18 protein-coding genes are annotated in these 20,694 nt (G+C 65.7%); 12 read left to right on the top strand and 6 right to left on the bottom strand.

The features are described 5' to 3' along the window. The first annotated feature begins 9 nt into the window (after positions 1–9). The 6 genes from QCE62_RS26190 to QCE62_RS26165 all read left to right on the top strand — a co-directional run bounded on the left by QCE62_RS26190 (position 10) and on the right by QCE62_RS26165 (position 8,501). Positions 10–270, top strand: coding sequence for a DUF4148 domain-containing protein (locus tag QCE62_RS26190; RefSeq protein WP_309817561.1), 261 nt, complete (start codon positions 10–12; stop codon positions 268–270). A 177-nt stretch (positions 271–447) separates the two neighbouring features. After that, the gene (locus tag QCE62_RS26185) at positions 448–1,707 is read left to right on the top strand and encodes a TolC family protein (protein WP_309925315.1); all 1,260 of its coding nucleotides are present in this window, start codon (positions 448–450) and stop codon (positions 1,705–1,707) included. Positions 1,708–1,717: 10 nt separating this feature from the next. After that, positions 1,718–3,172, top strand: coding sequence for an efflux RND transporter periplasmic adaptor subunit (locus QCE62_RS26180; protein ID WP_309924901.1), 1,455 nt, complete (start codon positions 1,718–1,720; stop codon positions 3,170–3,172). A gap of 6 nt (positions 3,173–3,178) precedes the next feature. Then, the gene (locus QCE62_RS26175; protein WP_309924899.1) at positions 3,179–6,418 is read left to right on the top strand and encodes a CusA/CzcA family heavy metal efflux RND transporter; all 3,240 of its coding nucleotides are present in this window, start codon (positions 3,179–3,181) and stop codon (positions 6,416–6,418) included. Continuing rightward, a complete protein-coding gene (gene irlR / locus QCE62_RS26170) occupies positions 6,418–7,095 on the top strand; it encodes a heavy metal response regulator transcription factor IrlR (protein ID WP_309924897.1) in 678 nt (225 codons plus the stop codon). Before QCE62_RS26175 ends, irlR begins: the two co-directional genes overlap by 1 nt. Then, positions 7,092–8,501: a heavy metal sensor histidine kinase gene (locus QCE62_RS26165; protein ID WP_309924896.1), complete on the top strand. Its 1,410-nt coding sequence runs from the start codon at positions 7,092–7,094 to the stop codon at positions 8,499–8,501. Before irlR ends, QCE62_RS26165 begins: the two co-directional genes overlap by 4 nt. A 6-nt stretch (positions 8,502–8,507) precedes the next feature. Here QCE62_RS26165 and QCE62_RS26160 read toward each other — a convergent pair whose 3' ends face one another. Further along, complete coding sequence (locus QCE62_RS26160; protein WP_309924893.1) at positions 8,508–8,771, bottom strand: DUF4148 domain-containing protein; 264 nt, start codon at positions 8,769–8,771, stop codon at positions 8,508–8,510. A gap of 490 nt (positions 8,772–9,261) precedes the next feature. On the opposite strand from QCE62_RS26160, the gene QCE62_RS26155 reads away from it, so the two are divergent. After that, the gene (locus tag QCE62_RS26155) at positions 9,262–11,229 is read left to right on the top strand and encodes an alkaline phosphatase PhoX (protein WP_309924890.1); all 1,968 of its coding nucleotides are present in this window, start codon (positions 9,262–9,264) and stop codon (positions 11,227–11,229) included. A gap of 51 nt (positions 11,230–11,280) precedes the next feature. On the opposite strand, the gene QCE62_RS26150 is transcribed toward QCE62_RS26155, so the two are convergent. Next, positions 11,281–12,762: a SulP family inorganic anion transporter gene (locus QCE62_RS26150; RefSeq protein ID WP_309924886.1), complete on the bottom strand. Its 1,482-nt coding sequence runs from the start codon at positions 12,760–12,762 to the stop codon at positions 11,281–11,283. A 241-nt stretch (positions 12,763–13,003) separates the two neighbouring features. Continuing rightward, a complete protein-coding gene (locus QCE62_RS26145) occupies positions 13,004–13,222 on the bottom strand; it encodes a hypothetical protein (RefSeq protein WP_309924884.1) in 219 nt (72 codons plus the stop codon). Between the two features lie 357 nt (positions 13,223–13,579). Between QCE62_RS26145 and QCE62_RS26140 the strand changes: the two genes are divergently transcribed. The 5 genes from QCE62_RS26140 to QCE62_RS26120 all read left to right on the top strand — a co-directional run bounded on the left by QCE62_RS26140 (position 13,580) and on the right by QCE62_RS26120 (position 17,548). Continuing rightward, positions 13,580–14,173 (top strand): CsgE family curli-type amyloid fiber assembly protein, encoded by a 594-nt coding sequence (locus QCE62_RS26140; protein WP_309924882.1) that lies wholly within the window; start codon positions 13,580–13,582, stop codon positions 14,171–14,173. A gap of 33 nt (positions 14,174–14,206) precedes the next feature. Continuing rightward, entirely contained in the window at positions 14,207–14,644 is a 438-nt protein-coding gene (locus QCE62_RS26135; protein WP_309924881.1) for a curli assembly protein CsgF, read from the top strand. A gap of 16 nt (positions 14,645–14,660) precedes the next feature. Further along, the gene (locus QCE62_RS26130; RefSeq protein ID WP_309924878.1) at positions 14,661–15,590 is read left to right on the top strand and encodes a CsgG/HfaB family protein; all 930 of its coding nucleotides are present in this window, start codon (positions 14,661–14,663) and stop codon (positions 15,588–15,590) included. A gap of 22 nt (positions 15,591–15,612) precedes the next feature. Beyond that, on the top strand, positions 15,613–16,152 hold the full coding sequence (locus QCE62_RS26125) for a hypothetical protein (protein WP_309924875.1): 540 nt from the start codon (positions 15,613–15,615) through the stop codon (positions 16,150–16,152). Between the two features lie 109 nt (positions 16,153–16,261). Beyond that, complete coding sequence (locus tag QCE62_RS26120) at positions 16,262–17,548, top strand: hypothetical protein (protein WP_309924874.1); 1,287 nt, start codon at positions 16,262–16,264, stop codon at positions 17,546–17,548. Positions 17,549–17,642: 94 nt separating this feature from the next. Here QCE62_RS26120 and QCE62_RS26115 read toward each other — a convergent pair whose 3' ends face one another. Genes QCE62_RS26115 through QCE62_RS26105 form a run of 3 tightly spaced genes read right to left on the bottom strand, consistent with a single transcriptional unit; the run spans position 17,643 to position 20,592 of the window. After that, on the bottom strand, positions 17,643–18,992 hold the full coding sequence (locus tag QCE62_RS26115; RefSeq protein ID WP_309924872.1) for an MFS transporter: 1,350 nt from the start codon (positions 18,990–18,992) through the stop codon (positions 17,643–17,645). Between the two features lie 28 nt (positions 18,993–19,020). Further along, the gene (locus QCE62_RS26110) at positions 19,021–19,830 is read right to left on the bottom strand and encodes a TIM barrel protein (protein WP_309924866.1); all 810 of its coding nucleotides are present in this window, start codon (positions 19,828–19,830) and stop codon (positions 19,021–19,023) included. An 18-nt stretch (positions 19,831–19,848) separates the two neighbouring features. Further along, the gene (locus tag QCE62_RS26105) at positions 19,849–20,592 is read right to left on the bottom strand and encodes an SDR family NAD(P)-dependent oxidoreductase (RefSeq protein WP_309924865.1); all 744 of its coding nucleotides are present in this window, start codon (positions 20,590–20,592) and stop codon (positions 19,849–19,851) included. Positions 20,593–20,694 lie beyond the last annotated feature (102 nt).

Raw genomic sequence — 20,694 nt, 5'->3', positions numbered from 1 at the left:
GATTCATCCATGAAACACACGATCATCGGGCTGGCGCTGTTGCTGGGCGCGGCGTCCGCGCCGGTCCTTGCGCACGGCGACGGACCCGACGCGGGCAGGACCACGGCGCAGGCCATCGACCCGCTGGAACAGGCCTGGCGCGACGGCTTTCTGCCGCATCGCGACAGTGAATATCCGCCTACTGCGGCAAGCATTGCGCGCAACAAGCAGCGGCATGCGATCGAACATCCCCAGGATGCCGCGATTGCACCGGCGAAGACGGGCAACTGACAGGCATCGCGCGAAAGACACAACCAGGTTGCGCGATTCAAATGACGAAAACATCATCTGACGATCATCCTCAGATTGGGTAGTCACCCTAACATTATGTGAAACGTCGAAATACAGGACTTCCACCGGTCACGCTTCCCCATGCTCAAGCGCACTGCTTCTTTTCTCATTCTCTCGATGGCCCTGTCGCGTGCCGGCGCCGAGCCGCTGCCGGCCGATGCGCCGCTGACGCTCGATGCGCTGCTGGCGTCTGCGGCCGTGGCGAATCCGTCGCTGCGTGCCGCGCGCGCGGGCGCCGATGCCACCGAAGGCGCATTCCTCCAGGCAGGCATGCGGCCCAATCCCGATGTGTCGTTTCTCCAGGAAGGCTTCGGTCCGTCCGAGCGCACCAGCACCGGCCTCGTGAGCCAGCGCATCGAACTGGGCGGCAAGCGCGGCGCGCGTCTCGACGTCGCGTCGTATGGCCGCGAGGCCGCGCTCGCCCGTCTCGACGCACGCAATGCGGCGCTTCGGGCTCAGGTCATCGACGCGTTCTACGGTCTGCTCGCGGCGCAACGTCAGTTGCAGGTGGCGACCGAATCGGCGGACATCGCGCGCCGCACGCTGGATTCCGCGGACAAGCGGGTGCGGGCCGGCAAGATCTCGCCGGTCGAGGCAGGCAAGGCGCGCGTGGCCGAAGCGGGTGCGCAGATCGAATTGCAGCGGGCACGCGCGCAAGCCGACGTGCAGGCCGACCGGCTCGCGACGATCACCGGCGCGTCCGCGGTGCGCGAGCGTGCCGTCGCGGGCGATATCGAGACCCTGCCGACGCCCGAACCGCTTGCCGAGATGGTCGCGCGAACCGACAGCGCGCCGCTGGTGCGCACCGCGAAGGCGCAGATGCTGCGCTCGGATGCGGCGATCCAGGTGGAACGCGCGCGGCGCGTGCCGGACATCACGGTGAGCGCGGGCATGAAGCACGTGGTCACGGGCGGCGTGCCGTTCAATCAGGCGGTGATCGGCGTGTCCATTCCGCTGCCGCTTTTCGATACCAACAAGGGCGCGCTGCTCGAAGCGGCGCATAACGCGGAGCAGGCCGAAGCCGAATTCGACAATGAGAAGGCGAGCTTGCGGCTGCAACTCTCGTCGGCGTACACGAATTTCCAGAATGCCGCCGCCGAAGCGCAACGGCTCAGGTCCGAAGTGCTGCCCGCCGCGCGCGACACGTTGACGGCGATGTCGCGCGGCTTCGACCTCGGCAAGTTCGCGTTCCTCGACGTGCTCGACGCGCAGCGCACGCTGTACCAGGAGCAGTCGCGCTATGTGCAGGCCCTGACGACCGCGCATCTGGCATACGCGGAACTCGGACGGCTCGAAGGCACGCCGCTGCCGTCGTCCCCGGACTTGTCGACATCCTCCGCATTGTCCGGCGCGTCGCCGGTTGCAGTTCTTCCCTGAAGGTCAGTTCATGTTGCGCAAACTTCTCTATGTAGCGTTGGTGGCCGGCGGGATCGGCGCGGGCTTCGTGCTCGACTCGCTGCTGTTTTCCCCTGGACACTCCGCCCTCCAGCCGGCTACGGCATCGGTCTCCGGCAATGCGTCCCGGCCCGGCTTCGACCAGTATCGGCTGTTGGGTCTGGTCATCGAAGTCGGGTTGTCGGAACAGGCGGGCGATCCGCGCCTGATCGTCGCCGCCTTTTCGAACGGCAAGCCCGTCACGCAGGGCGTCAGCATCACGGGCTCGCTCGCGCGGCCGTTCACGCCGCCGCAGTCCCTGCGCTTCGTGCCGTCAGGCGCCGATCTGGTTTCGTCGCAATCGGTCGGCAGGCCGCACGTCTTCGACGCGACCTTGAAGGCTTCATGGAAAGGCAAGTCGGCGTCGTTCGTCTTTGCGCGCAAGGACGGCCTCGTCAAGCTGAGCCCGCAGCAGGTGAACGCTGCGCGCATCGGACTGGCGAGCGCGGGTCCGGGCGAAGTCGTGACGACCTTGCAACTGCCGGGCGAAATCCGCTTCAACCAGGATCGCACGGCGCACGTGGGGCCGCGGGTCGGCGGCGTGGTCGAACGGGTGCCGGTGTCGGTGGGGCAGCGGGTGACGAAGGGGCAGCTGCTCGCGGTGATCGCCAGCACCGATCTGGCCGACCGGCGCAGCGAACTGCTGACGGCGGAACGCAGGCTGACCGCCGCGCGGGTCGCCTATGAGCGCGAAAAGACCCTGTGGCTCGAACGCATTTCGGCGGAACAGGACTATCTGCAGGCGCAAGTGCAGTTGCGCGAGGCGGAGATTGCCGCACGCGGCGCGCGTCAGAAGCTCGAGGCGATCGGCGCGCCGCTCGGCGGCGAAGCGCTCAACCGCTATGAATTGCGGGCGCCGTTCGAGGGCACCATCGTCGAGCGGCATGTGACGCCGGGCGAGGCCATCGCCGCCAATACCAACGTGTTCACGCTCGCCGACCTTTCCACCGTATGGGCCGAGATGGCCGTCAATCCGCAACAGCTCGACGAGGTGCGGATCGGACGCACGGCAACGGTCAAGGCCGCCGCGTTCGATTCGAGTTCGACGGGACGCGTGTCCTATGTCGGCGAACTGCTCGGCGAAGAAACGCGCTCGGCGGTCGCGCGCGTGGTGCTGCCGAATCCGGATGGCGTCTGGCGTCCGGGCATGTTCGTGAACGTCGCGGTGGAAGCGCGCCGCGCGGGCGTCACGGTGGCCGTGTCGAAGGACGCGTTGCAGGACGTCGAGGGCGCCGCGTCGGTGTTCGTGCAGTCGGACCAGGGATTCGTCGCGCAGCCCGTGACGGTGGGCCGCCAGGACGAGCATACGGTCGAGGTCGTGAGCGGCCTTGTACCCGGCCAGCGCTACGCCGCCGCGAACAGTTTCGTGCTGAAGGCCGAGCTGGGCAAGGCCAGCGCCGAGGAGTGACGTCGCATGTTCGAGAAGCTGATTCGCTTTGCCATTGCGCACCGCTGGCTGGTGCTGCTCGCGACGCTCGCGGCAGCCGGCTGGGGCGTGTTCAGTTACCGGCAATTGCCCATCGACGCCGTGCCGGACATCACCAATGTCCAGGTGCAGGTCAACACGTCCGCGCCGGGCTACTCGCCGCTCGAAGCCGAGCAGCGCATCACGTTCCCGGTCGAAACCGCGATGGCCGGCCTGCCGAACCTGCAGCAGACCCGTTCCATTTCGCGTTACGGCCTCTCGCAGGTCACGGTGATCTTCAAGGACGGCACCGACATCTACTTCGCGCGCCAGCTCGTCAACGAGCGCATCCAGGAGGCGCGCGACAAGCTGCCGGGCAACGTCGTGCCCGCCATGGGTCCGACCTCGACGGGACTCGGCGAGATCTTCCTGTGGACCGTCGAGGCGAGCGCGGCGGCGCGCAAGCCCGATGGCAACCGCTACACGCTCGCGGACCTGCGCGAGATCCAGGACTGGGTGGTGCGCCCGCAAATGCGCAACGTGCCGGGCGTGACGGAGGTGAATTCGATCGGCGGCTATGTGAAGGAATTCCGCATCGCGCCGAATCCGGGCCGCCTCATGTCCTATGGCCTGACGCTCGCCGATATCGTGCGCGCCGTCGAGCGCAATAACGAGAACGTCGGCGCGGGCTACATCGAGAAACGGGGCGAGCAGTATCTGGTGCGCGTGCCGGGTCAGGCAGGTTCCACCGAGGATCTCGCGAACATCGTGCTCGCCAATTCGGGCGGCGTGCCGGTGCGCGTGCGCGACGTGGCGCGCGTGGACATCGGGCGCGAACTGCGCACCGGCGCGGCGACTTCGAACGGCGAGGAAACGGTGCTCGGCACGGTCTTCATGCTGATGGGCGAGAACAGCCGCTCGGTCGCGAAGGCCGCGGCCGCGAAGCTCGCCGAGGTGAACCGCATGCTGCCGCCGGGCGTGCGCGCCGTGCCGGTGTATGACCGCACCGGGCTGGTCGAGAAGGCGGTGGGAACGGTCCGGAAGAACCTGCTCGAAGGCGCGGTGCTGGTGATCGCGGTGCTGTTCCTGTTCCTCGGCAACCTGCGTGCGGCGCTGATCGTCGCGCTGGTGATTCCGCTGTCGATGCTGATGACCTTCGCCGGCATGGTGAACGCGCACGTCAGCGCCAACCTGATGAGTCTCGGCGCGCTCGACTTCGGCATCATCATCGACGGCGCGGTGGTGATCGTCGAGAACTGCGTGCGGCGGCTCGCGCATGCGCAGGGCGCCGCGAACCGGGCGCTCACGCGCGAGGAGCGCTTCGCCGAAGTGTTCGAAGCCTCGCAGGAAGCGCGCCGCGCGCTGATCTTCGGGCAGCTCATCATCATGGTGGTGTATCTGCCGATCTTCGCGCTCACCGGTGTCGAAGGGAAGATGTTCCATCCGATGGCGATCACCGTCGTCATGGCGCTGGCCGCCGCGATGGTCCTGACCGTCACGTTCATTCCGGCGGCGGTCGCGCTGTTCGTGAACCGGCGCGTCGCGGAAAAGGAAAGCCGGCTGCTGCGGGCCGTGCGGCACGTCTACGAGCCCACCCTGACGCGTTTCATGGCGCGGCCGCGCGGCGTGCTTTTGGGCGCGGCGGGGATCGTCGCCCTGACGCTCGTGCTGGCCACGCGGCTCGGCAGCGAATTCATTCCGAACCTGAACGAAGGCGACCTGGCGGTGGCGGCGCTGCGGATTCCGGGGACGAGCCTGTCGCAGTCGGTGGACATGCAGAAGGCCATCGAGCGCGCGGTGAAGGCGCGCGTGCCCGAAGTCGAGCGCGTGTTCGCGCGCACCGGCACGGCCGAGATCGCCGCCGATCCCATGCCCCCCAATCTCTCCGATGCGTACGTAATGCTCAAGCCGCCGTCCGCGTGGCCGGATCCGAAGAAGCCGCATGAGCGGATCATCGAGGACGTCGAGGCCGTGCTCGCCGATTTCCCGGGCAATGTCTACGAGTTCTCGCAACCCATCCAGTTGCGTTTCAACGAGCTCATTTCAGGCGTGCGCAGCGATGTCGCCGTGAAGGTCTTCGGCGAGGACATGACCGTGCTGCGCGAGAACGCCGACAAGGTGGCGGGCGCGTTGCAGAAGGTGCCGGGCGCGATCGAGGTGAAGGTCGAGCAGACCTCGGGGCTGCCGGTGCTCGGCGTGCAGCTGGAGCGCGACAAGCTGGCCCGCTATGGACTGAGCGTCGCCGACGTGCAGGACACCGTGCTCGCGGCGGTCGGCGGACAGAAAGCCGGCACGCTGTTCCAGGGCGACCGGCGTTTCGACATCGTCGTGCGGCTGCCCGATGACCTGCGCTCGGACATCGAGGCGATCAAGCGTCTGCCGGTCGCGTTGCCGGTGACGGCGCGTGCGGCGGCGGACAGTGCGGCGTCCGGCGTCGGCGGCGCGCCGCTTGCACGCACGCTGTATGTCCCGCTTGCCGAGCTTGCGAAGGTCGAGGTCGGCGTGGGGCCGAACCAGATCAGCCGCGAAAACGGCAGGCGCCGCGTGGTGGTCACGGCCAATGTGCGCGGCCGCGATGTCGGTTCGTTCGTCACGGAAGCGCAGGCGCGCATCGACGACAGCGTGCGCCTGCCGGCCGGCTACTGGCTCGCGTGGGGCGGACAGTTCGAGCAATTGCAGAGCGCGGTCGGACGCCTGAAGCTGGTCGTGCCGCTGGCGCTGTTCCTGGTGCTGGTTCTGCTGTTCGTGATGTTCGGCGACATGAAGGACGGCTTGCTGGTGTTCACCGGCATTCCGTTCGCGCTGTGCGGCGGCGTGGTGTCGCTGTGGCTGCGCGGCATGCCGCTGTCGATCACGGCGGCGGTCGGCCTCATCGCGCTGTGCGGCGTGGCGGTGCTGAACGGCCTCGTGATGATTTCGTTCATTCGCAACCTGATCGACGCGGGCGCGACGCTCGACGACGCCATTCGCGAAGGCGCGCTCACCCGGCTGCGGCCGGTGCTGATGACGGCGCTGATCGCGTCGCTGGGCTTCATCCCGATGGCCTTCGCGACCGGCACCGGCGCCGAGGTGCAGCGGCCGCTCGCGACGGTGGTGATCGGCGGGATTCTTTCTTCGACGGCGCTCACGCTGCTGGTGTTGCCGGTGCTGTATCGCCTGAGTCATCAGGTATCGCTGCGCGCGGCGCTCGCGCGTGTCCTGCCCCGCGTGCTCACGCACCGCGCCGGGCTTGCACGGAGTGTTGACTGATGCGGATTCTGATCGTGGAAGACGAGCCCAAGAGCGGCGCGTATTTGCAAAAAGGCTTGACGGAGGCGGGCTATGTGGTCGACTGGGTGAGCGACGGCATTGCCGGCCAGCATCAGGCCGAGGTGGAAGACTACGACCTGCTGGTGCTCGACGTGATGCTGCCGGGTCAGGACGGCTGGACGCTGCTCGGCAACCTGCGCCGCATCAAGTCGCTGCCGGTGCTGTTCCTCACCGCGCGCGACGACGTGAACGACCGCGTCAAGGGTCTCGAACTCGGCGCGGACGATTACCTGGTCAAGCCCTTCGATTTCGTCGAACTGCTGGCGCGGGTCAAGTCGATTCTGCGCCGGGGCCAGCCGCGCGAGGTCACCACGTTGCGCGTCGACGATCTCGAACTCGACCTGGTGCGGCGCAAGGCCGTGCGCAATAGCGACACGATCCTGCTCACGGCGAAGGAGTTCGCGCTGCTGTGGCTGCTGATGCGGCGCACGGGCGAGATCCTGCCGCGCGCGACCATCGCTTCGCAAGTGTGGGACATGAACTTCAACAGCGATACGAACGTGGTCGACTCGGCGATCCGCAGGCTGCGTTCCAAGGTCGATGACAACTATCACCCGAAGCTGATCCACACGGTGCGCGGCATGGGCTACGTGCTGGAAGCGCGGGGCTTCCAGTGACGTGCTTCCTGCCGCGCACGCTGCGCGCGCGCCTGACGGTGCTGATCGTGCTGTCGACTTCGCTGGTGCTCGCCTCGACCGGCGTGCTGGTCTATGAAACGCTGAAGGGCCGTCTCGAAGCGACCTCGTCGGCGGAGATGACGGGCACGCTGCAGGAAGTGCGCGCGCATCTCGCGGAGGCGGTGCCGGAAGGCACGCCCGAAGCCGGCATTGCGGCCGTGACCGAAACGCTCCACGGGCGCGCCAACGTGGATCTCGCGATCCTCGGGGTCGACGGACGCCTGCTGATCTCGACGCCGGGTTTCCGGCGCGGCGCCGACGATGCGAAGCCCGACAACTCGACCGTGCGCTACCGCTATCTGAAGGCGATGGTGCCGCTCGGGTCGAGCCCGCGTTCCGTCGAAGTAGTGGTGCGTTACGACCGCACGAGCGATATCGCGTTGCTGGGCGCGCAGGCGCGGACCATCGTGTTGATCCAGGCGCTCGGCGTGCTGCTGGCGGCCGCGCTCGCCTACGGCATCACGATGGTCGGCATCAGCCCGTTGCGGCGCATGGTCGAGCATGCCGAGGCCATCTCCGTGAACCGCCTCGCGCAGCCTTTGCCGGCGCTCGGCGCGGCGGGCGAACTGGCGGAACTGGAACGCGCGTTCAACGCCATGCTGCGGCGGCTGAACGAATCGTTCACGCTGCTGAGCCAGTTCTCGTCCGATCTCGCGCATGACATGCGCACGCCGCTGACCAATCTTCAGGCGGCGGCGCAGGTGGTGCTGTCACAGCAACGCACGGCGAACGAGTATCGCGAGGTGATCGAGTCGAGCCTCGAGGAATATCGCCGGCTCACGACGATGGTGGAGGACATGCTGTTCCTGGCGCGCTCGGAACAGGCCGGCGCGCTGCTCGCCGTGCGCGCGCTCGATGCCGCTGCCGAAGCCGAGCGCGTGGCGGGCTATTACGAGTCGATGGCGGAGGAGGCGTGCGTGAGCATCGAGGTACGCGGCGCGGCCGTCGTCGATGCAGATCTGCTGCTCTACCAGCGGGCCCTGAGCAATCTGCTCTCGAACGCGCTGTCGCATGCGCCGCAGGGTTCGGTGGTCAGGATCGACTGCGAGGTCTGCGTGCTGGACGGCGCCGACATGACGAAGGTCAGCGTGTCGGACACCGGCCAGGGCATTGCGCAGCCGCATCTGGACCGGATCTTCGACCGCTTCTATCGTGTCGATCCGGCACGCTCCAACTCGGCGGCGGGAACGGGCCTGGGCCTGGCCATCGTCAAGTCGATCATGGAACGGCACGGCGGAGCGTGCGGCGTGCGCAGCGTGCCGCACGTGGCCACGACTTTCTGGATGGCGTTCCCGCGCCGTCCGCATCCCGCGTTGCAAGCCGACGCGGCAGCTGCGAGTGACTGAGACGGATCAACGCTTGTCGTGCTGATCGATGGAAGGGGACTTCTCGCCCGCATGCACCGCCGATGCATGCACTTCCTTGTTGCGCGCGACCAGTTGCTCCGAGGGCGGGTACTGGGTCTTGCCCGACGGCACGTCGCCGTCATGGTGAGCCTGCACGAGTTCCTGCCTGACCTGATCGCGCGACTTGCCTTGCGCGGACGCGGCGCCCGATGCAAGCGCCAGCGCCATCGACGAAGTAACCAGCATGGCGACGAGAAGCGACTTCTTCATGTGAGCCTCCTTGAGTGCAGCCGGCCGGCTGGCCGAGCTTGAGAGGCAGTATGGAAGGCGCGCGGTGCCTGAAGATGACGCGCAGATGAGAATTGCGCAAGACTCGCCGCCGGTCTGCGGCAGGGATCAGGCCGCTGCTTTCCGGCGCGACGCGACGAAGTCCTGCGCCGTGATCAGCCTGGCATAGCCGAAGTCCAGCGCAGCCATGAACTCCGGCGCCGACCCTGGCGCGGTACGCATCATCCTGTGCGCCGGAGCCGCCCGGCGGAATGACCCGCATGCGGAAGGCAGCCTTCTCGTTTCGCGAATGGTGAGCGCCTGCCGTGACGCATACCGCCCCATTCTTTCGGATGCGAGGCAAAAAAATTACCAAAGCCTGTCAAATTGATTTCACAATCTTTTCCTAAAGTAGCGCGTCGATCAGCACGCCGGGGCCGCATCCGGCCCGCGATGCAATGACCACAACCACACACAGGACTCGAACCCACACATGGCGCTGCCCACCGACCTTTCCCGCCGCAAAGCCCTCAAGATTCTCGCCGGCGCACCGATGCTGCCGCTGGGCGGCGCCGCGACCGCCGCGCTGCTGACCACGGCCTGCGGCGGCAGCGACAGCAGCCCGGCCACGCCCAAGCCCACCGCCGCCTTCACCACGGCGGCCTTCACCGGCATGGCGGCGCCCACGCTGGCCACGCCGAACGCGATGGCCACCACGACCGTCGCTTCGTCGATGACCGTGAAATTCAGCGACGGCAGCGCGCGCGCCTACAAGCTGGCCTACCAGCCGTTCTTCGTCACCGGCGATACGGTGCCGAACACGGCCGGCGGCACGATCGTCGCGGGCGGCTATTTCGACATCGATAACCAGCCGATCATCGATCGCTCGGTGGCCGGCAAGGAGCGCCAGTTCTTCTCGGATTGCCCGGACGGCACCTCGCTGCTGAAGCTCGACAACCCGACCGTCAAGGGCGTGAAGGGCAATGCCGTGTTCGCGGTCGTGCAGTTCGAATACACCACGCGCGACCAGAACGCGGCCAGCATGTACGGCCGCCTGCCGTCGCCTGTCGCGGTGCTGACGCTGGACCAGGATCCGGCCACCGGCAAGCTCTCGCTGGTCAGCTACGCCAACGTGGATACCTCGAAGGCGAACGGCCTGTGGATCACCTGCGGCGCGAGCCTGTCGCCGTGGAACACGCACTTGTCGAGCGAAGAGTACGAGCCGGACGCGGCGCTGGGCTCGAAGGACGCGCAGTTCCTCGCCTACAGCAAGAACCTCTATGGCGACGAAACGAAGGCGCGTCCGTATCACTACGGCCATCTGCCGGAAGTCTCCGTGCATCCGGACGGCACCGGCACGATCAAGAAGCACTACTGCCTCGGCCGGATCTCGCACGAGCTGATCCAGGTGCTGCCGGACGAGCGCACCGTGATGATGGGCGACGACGCCACCAATGGCGGCGTGTTCATGTTCGTCGCGGACAAGAAGGCGGATCTCTCGGCGGGCACGCTCTACGTGGCGAAGTGCACGCAGACCTCGACGGCCGGCGCGGGCGCGGCGACGCTCACGTGGCTCAACCTCGGTCACGCAACCAGCGATGAAATCGAGAACCTCGCCAACACGCTGACGCTCGCCGACATCATGGACGTGGTCAGCGACGCGACCGTCGGCGCGACGCTGGATGCCAGCTACACGCGCATCAACTTCAACGGCGCGTTCAACTGGATCCGCGTGAAGCCGGGCATGGAGAAGGCCGCCGCGTTCCTGGAAACGCACCGTTATGCCGCGCTGCGCGGCGCGAGCATGACCTTCACGAAGCTCGAAGGCACGACGGTCAACGCGAAAGACAAGATCGTCTATTCGGCGATGTCGCAGATTGTCAAGTCGATGGTCAAGGGCGATACGCACGCCGGTGACTTCGCCGTGGACAAGGCGATCAATTCCGGCGCCGTGTATGCGTTCAACCTGAAGGGCGGCCAGCGCGACCTGAGCGGCGCGGCCATCGACAGCGAGTGGGTGCCGGTGGATATCGGCGCGCCTGCCGCGCTGGTCGGCGAGGACATCACGGCGGACGAGCTCGGCAACATCGGCAATCCGGAGAAGGTGGCGAATCCGGACAACCTCAAGTTCTCGGAGAAGCTGCGCACGCTGTTCATCGGCGAGGACAGCGGCCGGCACGTCAACAACTTCCTGTGGGCGTACAACGTCGATACGAAGTCGCTGACGCGGATTCTCTCGGCGCCGGCGGGCGCGGAATCGACGGGCCTGCATGCCGTCGACGAGATCAACGGCTGGACCTATATCATGAGCAACTTCCAGCACGCCGGCGACTGGGAACTGCCGCTGCATGCGAAGGTGCAGGCGACGCTCGATCCGCTGGTCCGCGCGAACTACAAGGATCGCTTCGGCGCGGCGGTGGGCTACCTGACTGCCGATCCGACCTCGATCAAGCTCGGCTGAGCGAACTCGTGGAAGCAGCGAAGCGCCATGCTTCGCTGCGTTGCCTGCGTGTCAATGCGTGGGTTCGAAGTGCGTCGCGGACGTCTTGTCGTGCGTGGCGTACTTCTCGATCATCGTCGCGCTCGCGCGATTCAAACCCGTCACGTCCACCGCAATCCCGTTGCGGCGGAACTTGTTCACGATACGGTCCAGCGCATCGATAGCGGTGATGTCCCAGAAGTGCGCGTGCGACAGATCGAGCCGCACTGCGCGCACCCTTTCCTTGAAGTCGAACTCGGCTACCAGCGCTTCCGACGACGCGAAGAACACCTGCCCGCGCACCACGTAGCGGCGCTCGCTCGCGGCTTCATCGAGCGTGGATTCCACCGCCAGCACGCTGCGCACCTTCGACGTAAAGAACAACGCCGAAAGCAGCACGCCGACCCCGACGCCAATCGCCAGATTGCCGGTTGCCACGACCACGATCACGGTCGCCAGCATCACCGCCGACGAGCTTTTCGGATGCGTGCGCAGATTGCCGATCGATTTCCAGCTGAACGTGCTGATCGACACCATGATCATGACCGCGACGAGCGCGGCCATCGGAATCTGCTTGACCCACGGACCGAGGAACACCACCAGCACCAGCAGGAACGCGCCTGCGACGAAGGTGGACAGGCGCTGGCGTCCGCCCGATTTCATGTTGATGACCGTCTGGCCGATCATCGCGCAGCCCGGCATGCCGCCGAGAAAGCCCGCGACGATGTTGGCGCAGCCCTGGCCGCGGCATTCGCGGTTCTTGTCGCTGGGGGTGTCGGTGTAGTCGTCGACGATGGCGGCCGTCATCAGCGATTCGAGCAGCCCGACAATGGCAATGGCCACCGAGTACGGGAAGACGATGCGCAGCGTATCGAGCGAGAAGGGCACCTGCGGGAATGCGAACACCGGCAGGCGGTCGGGGAACTGGCCCATGTCGCCGACCGTGCGCAGTTGCAGATGCAGGGCCATCGAGATGGCCGTCATCACGATGATGCAGATGAGCGGCGACGGCACCGCCCTGGTCAGGCGCGGCAGCAGATAGATGATGGCGAGACCGCCCGCGACCATCGCGTAGACATACCAGGGCTGCGCGTTCAGCTGCGGCAACTGCGCGAGAAAGATCAGGATCGCCAGCGCGTTGACGAAGCCGGTGATGACGGAGCGCGACACGAAGCGCATCAGCGCGCCGAGCCGCGCGAATCCGGCGCCGATCTGCAGGATGCCGGCGAGGATGCCCGCAGCCAGCACGTATTCGACGCCATGCGTCTTCACGAGCGATGACAGCAGCAGCGCGACGGCGCCGGTGGCCGCCGAGATCATGCCGGGCCGGCCGCCCGCGATCGACGAGACCACGGCGATGCTGAACGCGGCGTACAGCCCGACTTTGGGGTCGACGCCCGCGATGATGGAAAAAGCCAGCGCTTCGGGAATCAGCGCCAGCGCGACGACGATGCCGGCAAGCACGTCGGCGCGCACGTTCGAGAGCCATTCCTCGCGCAATGTGTGGGTCTTCATGGGTGAACCTGGATGGAGAATGAGTGCAACGACCGCGGGCGCGGCAAGGCGATGCATGCGCTGCGCGGCGATCGTTTGGACGATGGCCGGCGACGCACGTCATAGGTCCGCGAACCCCTGTCGGTCAGATGGATGTGACGAAGGAGGCTCGCGATACGCTACATAGGTGTCTGGGCGTGACTGAAGGAGGGGAAGCGGGGGATTTTAACCGATCGGCGGTGCGCCCGGTTTTACGGCTCGATCAGCGTGAAGCGGCTCCGCAGCGGGGCGCGCAGTCGATGTATTCAAAGCCGGCGGCAATCGCGAAACGGATCGCGTCTTCCACATTCGGGAAAGCGCCCGGCAGGCGCACGGAACGTTCGGTGCCGTCGAGATCCTGGATGCGCGCCGTCGCGGCAAACATGTCGCCGTGCCGGACCGCTGCCGGCGTGACCATCATGTCCCTGTAGCTGAAGACCAATTCGTTCTCTCCCTGAAAGCGCTGCGGATCGGGTCGAACGGTTGTCCGGCCCCCTTTGCTTCACGTTATCGGCAGGGGCGGGCGGTTCTTTACGCTGCCGCTTAAAAGCACCACTATTCGCGGTTTCGGCCGGCTTTCAACGCGCATTTCGATTCTTTCGTAATTCATGTGAGGAATGTGGCGTGCGCAACATAAGCGTTTGCTGACCTTGCGCACAATCCATCCCGTCAGACAAATAAAAACAACGCCGACAAGGCCGCGCAACAAGCGGTCGAAGCATACGGGGAAGTCATGCAGCGAAGGAAGATCCTGCCCGCGAGCGGGCATGCAATCGCAGTGTGCATCGCAGTTTCAACCATGGTTCCGGGTGCTTACGCCCAGGATGCTGAAACGCCGGCCGCGGCACAGGCGGAATCGGCGAATCAGGCTCAGCCGCTCATCTCGCTGCCGAGCACGCCGACGCCCAGCCCGGTCAACCGGAGCGCGCCGCTGTCGTCCGCCAACGGCGCGCCGCTCACGCCGCGCGGGACGCTCAACGGCGCTGCTGCGCTCGAACAGAGCGCTACGCTCGCCGGCACGCCGCGGGCGCGCACCGCCGACGTCACCGGCCAGCAGCCGCTCGCTGACGCGCTCGGCGGCGTCGTCACCACCGATACCGTCACGCTCGCCGGCCAGGACTTCTACACCTGGTTCGCGCAAGCCTGGAGCGGCATCCCGCTGTCGGACCGCTACATCGTCTCGGTGCACGAACGGCCGTCGGCGCGCTACGGCAGTCTCGTGTGGGTGGAGTTCGGGCAGCGCCGCGTCTTCCAGGCGTTCCTGCCCATCGCCCGCGCCAATGTGCGGCCGGTTGCCGAGAATGCCGCGCAGATCGCCTTCCAGAACGTCATGCAGGCGGACCTGACACGCCTGCTGTTTCGCGACGCCGACATGGCGACCGACGAACTCTAAAAAAAGCTCCAAGGCCAATACGGGGAACACACGATGAAAACGAATGCGCTTGTCCGCAGGGCGGTGCTCGCCTGCGCGCTCACGCTGCCGCTCGCCGCGGCCCATGCCACGCAGCTCGTCTACGAGCCGGTGAATCCGAACTTCGGCGGCAGTCCGCTGAACGGCACGAACCTGCTCAATGAAGCGAACGCGCAGAACAAATACAAGGACCCGTCGCTGAGCGACCTCGGCTCGAGCCAGTCGACGCTCGATCAGTTCAACAACCAGCTGCAGCAGGCGATTCTTTCGCGGGTGGCCTCGTCGATCTCGAGCTCGATCGTCGGCGCGGACGGCACGCTGCATCCGGGCACGATCAATACGGGCAACTTCTCGATTGCGATCACCCAGGTTACCGGCGGCAACCTGCAGGTGACCACGACCGACAAGACCTCGGGCGCATCGACGACCTTCGTCGTCGGCAATGGACAGTGAGACGGGCACACGAGCAATGAACACGAACGCAATCAAAAGGACCGCGCTGGGCGCCGCCGTCATCGCCACGATGTTGCTCACCGGCTGCGTGACAGCGCCGATGCCGCCCGCGAGCAACGCCACGCTCACGCCGCCGACCCGCATCACGCGCGACCTCACGCATCTGCCGCCGCCGAAGGGCAGGATCGTCGCGGCCGTGTACGGCTTCCGCGACCTGACCGGGCAATACAAGCCTTCGCCGGACAGCTCGTTCTCGTCGCAGGTGACGCAGGGCGGCGCCTCCTTCCTCGTAAAGGCGATGCGCGATTCGGGCTGGTTCACGCCGGTGGAGCGCGAGAACCTTCAGGATCTGCTCACCGAACGCAAGATCATGCGCGCGCTGGAAACGCCCGACGACAAGAACCGCGCCGGCTCGAACCTGCCGCAGATCGGCGCGCTGGCGCCGGCGAGCATCGTGCTGGAAGGCGGCATCGTCGCGTATGACACGAACATCCGCACTGGCGGCGCGGGCGTCGCGTATCTCGGCATCTCGGCGTCGCAGCAGTATCGCGTGGATCAGGTGACGGTGAACCTGCGCGCTGTCGATATCCGCAACGGCACGATCCTCAACAGCGTCTCGACGACCAAGACCATCTATTCGATCCAGGTCGATACCGGCGTGTATCGCTTCATCGGCTTCAAGGATCTGTTGCAGGCCGAACTCGGCATGACGCGCAACGAGCCGCAGCAGCTGTGCGTGAACGAGGCGATCGAATCCGCGCTGGTGCATCTGATCGTGCAGGGCGTGGCGAACCAGTCGTGGTCGCTCGCCGACATGAAGGACTGGTACGACCCGACGATGCAGCGCTATCTGCAGGAGAACCAGGGCTACGTGCAGACGATGGAAGACGCGAACGCGCCGTACAGCCCGGTGAAGATCGATCCGCCCCGCTCGCTGGGCGGCTGAACCGACCATGAAGGAGACACGAATGAATCCACCGCGTGCGCCCTGGCGCGCATCCAAGATCGCGTTCTGTGCGGGGCTGAGCGCGATCGTGAGTCTGTCGCTGGCGGTCTTTGCAGCCGATCTCTCGCCGGTCTCGGACTTCGGTCCGACCGAGCCGGGCTTCGGCGGCGCGACGCAAGTGGCGCGCGTCGTGCAGAACGGCGCGGGCAACCGGCTGAGCGCCGTTCAGACAGGGCAGAACGGACTGATGGCGAACCAGGCGGGCGTGGCGAATGCCGCCGCGACCGCGCAGGCGGGCAATGACAACTGGACCGTGTTGCAGCAGAGCGGCACGGCCAACCAGTACGCCGGTTATCAGGCCGGCATGCTGAACCGTTCGAGCGCGGTACAGAACGGCAGCGGCAATGACGCGACGGTGACGCAGATTGGCAGCGCGATGTCGTCGCAAGTCACGCAGTACGGCAACAACAACGAGATTTCGATTCTGCAGAACCGCAATGGCTCTGGATTGTCGGTCACGCAGACCGGCAACGGAGCGAGAGCGGCGGTGTTGATGAAGTAGGCAGAAGGAGCGGGACCGGCGGATGGCAGGGGCTGTCCGTCGTCGGGGTTGATTCAAGGCAAGTCGTGAGACCGAAAGTCATCAAAACACAAACCAACGAGGCATAAAAATGAAAGTCAAGGCAATCGTCATCGCCATGGGTCTGGCAGCACTGGTTTCGACGTCGGCATTCGCCGCGAGCGTGGGCTCGGTCGGTGAAAGCGCAGCGGTCGAGCAAATCGGCAACGGCAACTGGGCCGGCGTGAAGCAGACCGCTTCGAGCTATGACCAGGTCAACGTGCTGCAAAACGCCGATGGCGCCAGCGCCAACGTCAAGTCGAGCAACGGCGGCGGCAATGTCACCGACATCAAGCAGATCGGCCAAGGCGCACGCGGCGCGTCGAACCTGAGCGCGGACGTGACGCAACAGCAGGCTATCGGCGAACGCACGACGGTGCGCCAGACCGGCCACGACAACAGCGTGACCGTGTCGCAAACGGCCTCGGCTTTCGATAAAGACACCGTCAAGCAGGAAGGCAAGAACGCGTCGGCCACGATCACCCGCAACGGTTCGAGCTTCAACACGGTGAACATCGATCAGGGCACGAACAAGACCGCCGGCACGAGCGACGGCGCCAAAGCCACCGTGACGCAGACGAATACCATCGGCAATCGCGTCGATGTGCTGCAAGGCAAGGACAACGGCATCGCGACGGTGACGCAGACGGGCGGCGGCTACAACGGCGCGCGCATCGAACAGACCGGCGGTCACACCGACGGCAAGATCGAGCAGATCTCGGAAATCGGCGATTCGGTGTCGATCAAGCAAGGTGACTTCGCGCGTGCCCAGGTGCACTCGGAGAACGGCGGCGGCAACACGACGACGATCAACCAGAGCGGCGCGGGCGCACCGCACTACGCGCAAGTCACGCAAGGCAACGCCGTCAACGAAAAGACGACCATCATGCAGACGGGTTCGGCTTACAACACGGCCTATGTGGACCAGTTCCGCGAAGCCAACGATCACACGCTCGTGATCCAGGACGGCGATCGCAACACGGCAGCCGTGCATCAGGCCGATGGTCGCGGCAACACGGCGCTGGCCGTGCAGGTCGGTTCGAACAACACGATGGATCTGACGCAACAAGGCGCGTTCGAGTCGACGCTGCTGGCCGGTCAGGGCGGCTTCCACAACGACATGAAGGCATCGCAGTCGGGTACGCGTGAAGAGCTGGCGCTGGCGCAAGTGGGTAACTTCAACGGCGCGTATGCATCGCAGGACGGCGGCTACAACAGCGCGTCGATCACGCAAGTCGGCAATTCGAACCTGGGCGTGGTGTCGCAGACCGGCTTGGGCAACTCGGCGTCGATCGCGCAGGGCGGCTCGTTCAACAAGGCTGTGATCGTCCAGAAGTAAGCGACGGTTGAAGGCTGGAGGATGGCAGGCGGGCGGGAAGCTGGGCTTCCCGCCCGTTTTTTTTAAGGGGCTGTGTCGGACGGGTTGATCTGCTTCAGCCCGCATGCTTCCCAAGACGCTCCAGCGGAACGTCATACGTTTCTCGCATCGAATAGATCGACACCGCGGACAACAGACACACGAACGCCGTGAAGACGGCCGGCATCACCCACGGCGCAGTGCCGAACTTGCCGATCAGCGCCGTTTCGATCAGCGGCGCAAAGCCGGCGATCGCGAAGCCGAATTGAGTGCCGATCGCCATGCCGGAGAGCCGGACTTGCGTCGGGAAGCGCTCGGCGTACGTTGCGGGCCAGACGGCATTCGTGATGCTGTAGACGACGCCGCCCAGCAAGACGCCCGTTGCGAACACGAGCGCGTCGCTTCCGGTCGTGATCGACCAGAGAAAGATCGCGGCAGCCATCGCACACAGGACGTTGCCCGCAATGAACACCGGACGCCGCCCGATACGGTCGGACAGCGTTGCATAGACCGGAATCGTGAACACGGCGATAAGATTGCCGATGATCGCCGTCCACAGCATCGTCGATGTGCTGATGTGATGTTCCATCGTGCGCGAGAACGACAGCGCGAACACGGCAAACGTCGTCCCGACGGATGCGATCAGCGCGGCGAAGAACACTTGCAGCAGTTCCTTGCGGTACGTCGTGAGGAGCGTCTTGAGCGGCGCGCGCGGAACGTCGCCATGCGACGCCTCGCTCTGGAAGGCGGGCGTCTCTTCGAGCCGCGAACGCACGATGAAACCGACGACGACCACCGCCGCGCTCAGCCAGAACGGCACCCGCCAGCCCCATGACAGCAGTTGATCTTCCGACAGCAATGCAGCGAGCGGCAGCACGACGGCGGGCGCAAGCACCTGTCCGCCTTGCGTGCCGCTCAAGGTCCAGCTGGTGTAGTAGCCGCGGCGATTCGCGGGTGCGTGCTCGAACGACATCGAATTCGCGCCGGCCTGTTCGCCCGCCGCCGAGATGCCCTGGAGAATGCGCAACAGCACGAGCAGCGCGGGGGCGAGCAGTCCTGCGCCCTGATAACTCGGCAGGCAGCCGACCAGAAACGTGGAAATGCCCATCAGGAGCAAGGTGCCGACCATCACGACTTTGCGGCCCAGACGGTCGCCATAGTGTCCCATCAGGAACGAGCCGAGGGGACGTGCCGCATAGGCGACGCCGAAGGTCGCCATCGAGGCGAGCGTCGCGGCGGCCAGGTCGCCGGGCGGAAAGAAGATGCGCGGAAAGACGAGCGCGGCCACCGTACCGTAGATGAAGAAATCGTAGTATTCGAGCGCACTGCCGATCCATCCGGCGATGGCCGCCTTTCTCGCCTGCCGTCTGCTGTCGGCTGGTGCGGATGCTGTCGTGTCGCCGCTGCGTATCGTGTTTGTCGTCATGTCTGTCTCCGTTTATTTGTTGGATATTTCAAATCAGCGGCCACGCACTGTGTTCGAGCAGCCGGCCGGTGGCCTGTCGAACGAAGGTTGCGCGCTTCGTCGCATCCGGTTCGCGGGCGAGCGGCACTTCCGCCGCCAGTGGCACATCCTTGGGCAACGCATCGAGCAGCCGGCGCAAGGGCAGGCCGCCTTCGCCCGGCAAGAGCCGGTTGCCGCGCGCCTCGTCGACAATGCCGTCAGGCGCCGGCGCTTCGAGCGGCGCATCGCACAGCTGGACGCTGCCGATCCACGCGGGATCGAGTGCCGCCACCGCTTCGACCGTGCCGCCCGAGCGGAACAGATGCAGCGCGTCAATCAGCACAAAGGCGTTGTCCTTGTCGACCGCCTTGACGACCTCGACTGCGTCTTCGAGCCGCGCGACCGGTCGCCAGATCATGAATTCGATGTCGAGCGCCAGGTTGAACGGCCGGGCGAGATCGCATAGCGCGCCCAGCCGGTCGGTCACGCGCGCACGCTCCGGATCGTCGATATTGATGCACGCGCGCCGTGCGCCGAGTGCCGCGCCCGTCTCGAACACGGGGAGATAGTCGTCGATGCGGGTATCGGCGCCGAGACGAATGACCTCGATATCCGACACAGCGACATCGTGCGCGTCCATCAGACGCAGCGTGTCGCGCAATTCGGGCGATCCTGCGCGCAGCGGATAAGCCAGCCCGCCGGGAACCGGAGAACACAGGCGGATGCCGACCGCTCTAAATCCCGCTTGCGCCGCCAGTGAGATCAGATCCGGCGGCCCGACGTCGAGCACCGTGAGATGAGCCAGGGAGAGTCGTTTCATCGCATCACGTCCCGGGGCTCAGTAGGTCGCGCGTCCGCCGGTCAGATCGAACGCGGCGCCGGTCGTGAACGAGCACTCTTCCGTTGCGAGCCACGCGACCATCGACGCCACTTCGTCGGTCCGGCCCGCGCGTCCGAGCGGAATCTTCGCGAGCACGAAATTGCGGGCGTCGGCCGTCATGTTGCGGAGCATCTCCGACTCGATGGCCGCCGGCGTGACGCAATTGACGCGAATCTCCGTGTCCGCGAGTTCCTTGCCGAGCGACTTGGTCAGTGCAATCACGCCGGCCTTAGACGCGCCGTACGCCCCCTGATTCGGATTGCCTTCCTTGCCGCCTACCGACGACAGGTTGACGATGCGCCCATTCCGCGCGCGGCGCAGATACGGCAGCGCTTCGCGGCAGCAGACGAACACGCCCGTGAGATTGATGTCGATGACCTGCCGCCAGGCCTCGATCGAATACGTTTCGACAGGGCCGATCGGGCCGTTGATGCCCGCAGCGTTGATGAGGATGTCGATGGAGCCATGGTGTTTGGCGACGGCCTTCGCTGCGGCAGCCACGCTGGCGGCGTCCGTCACGTCCACCTGAGCGGATGACACAGCACGAACGCTTTCGGCTGCCGCATGAGCGGCTGCGCCATCGATATCCCACAGCACTACCTTGGCGCCGGACGCGACGCATCGCTCCGCGATCGCATAGCCGATCGCACCGGAGCCGCCGGTGATGACACACACACGATGATGCAAATCCAGCTGGTTCATCCTTTCTGTCTCCGAGGGTTCGAAATCGTTTGAACCGATACTAGGGACTAACGCCTGCTTTGTCGTATGCCGAAAGTCAGCTAACGTATAACTTTTGGTTAA

It is taken from the genome of Caballeronia sp. LZ033 (assembly GCF_031451265.1).
Lineage (GTDB): Bacteria > Pseudomonadota > Gammaproteobacteria > Burkholderiales > Burkholderiaceae > Caballeronia.
The sequence above is the reverse complement of the archived record's forward strand: the minus strand, read 5'-3'. Positions and strand labels throughout refer to the sequence as shown.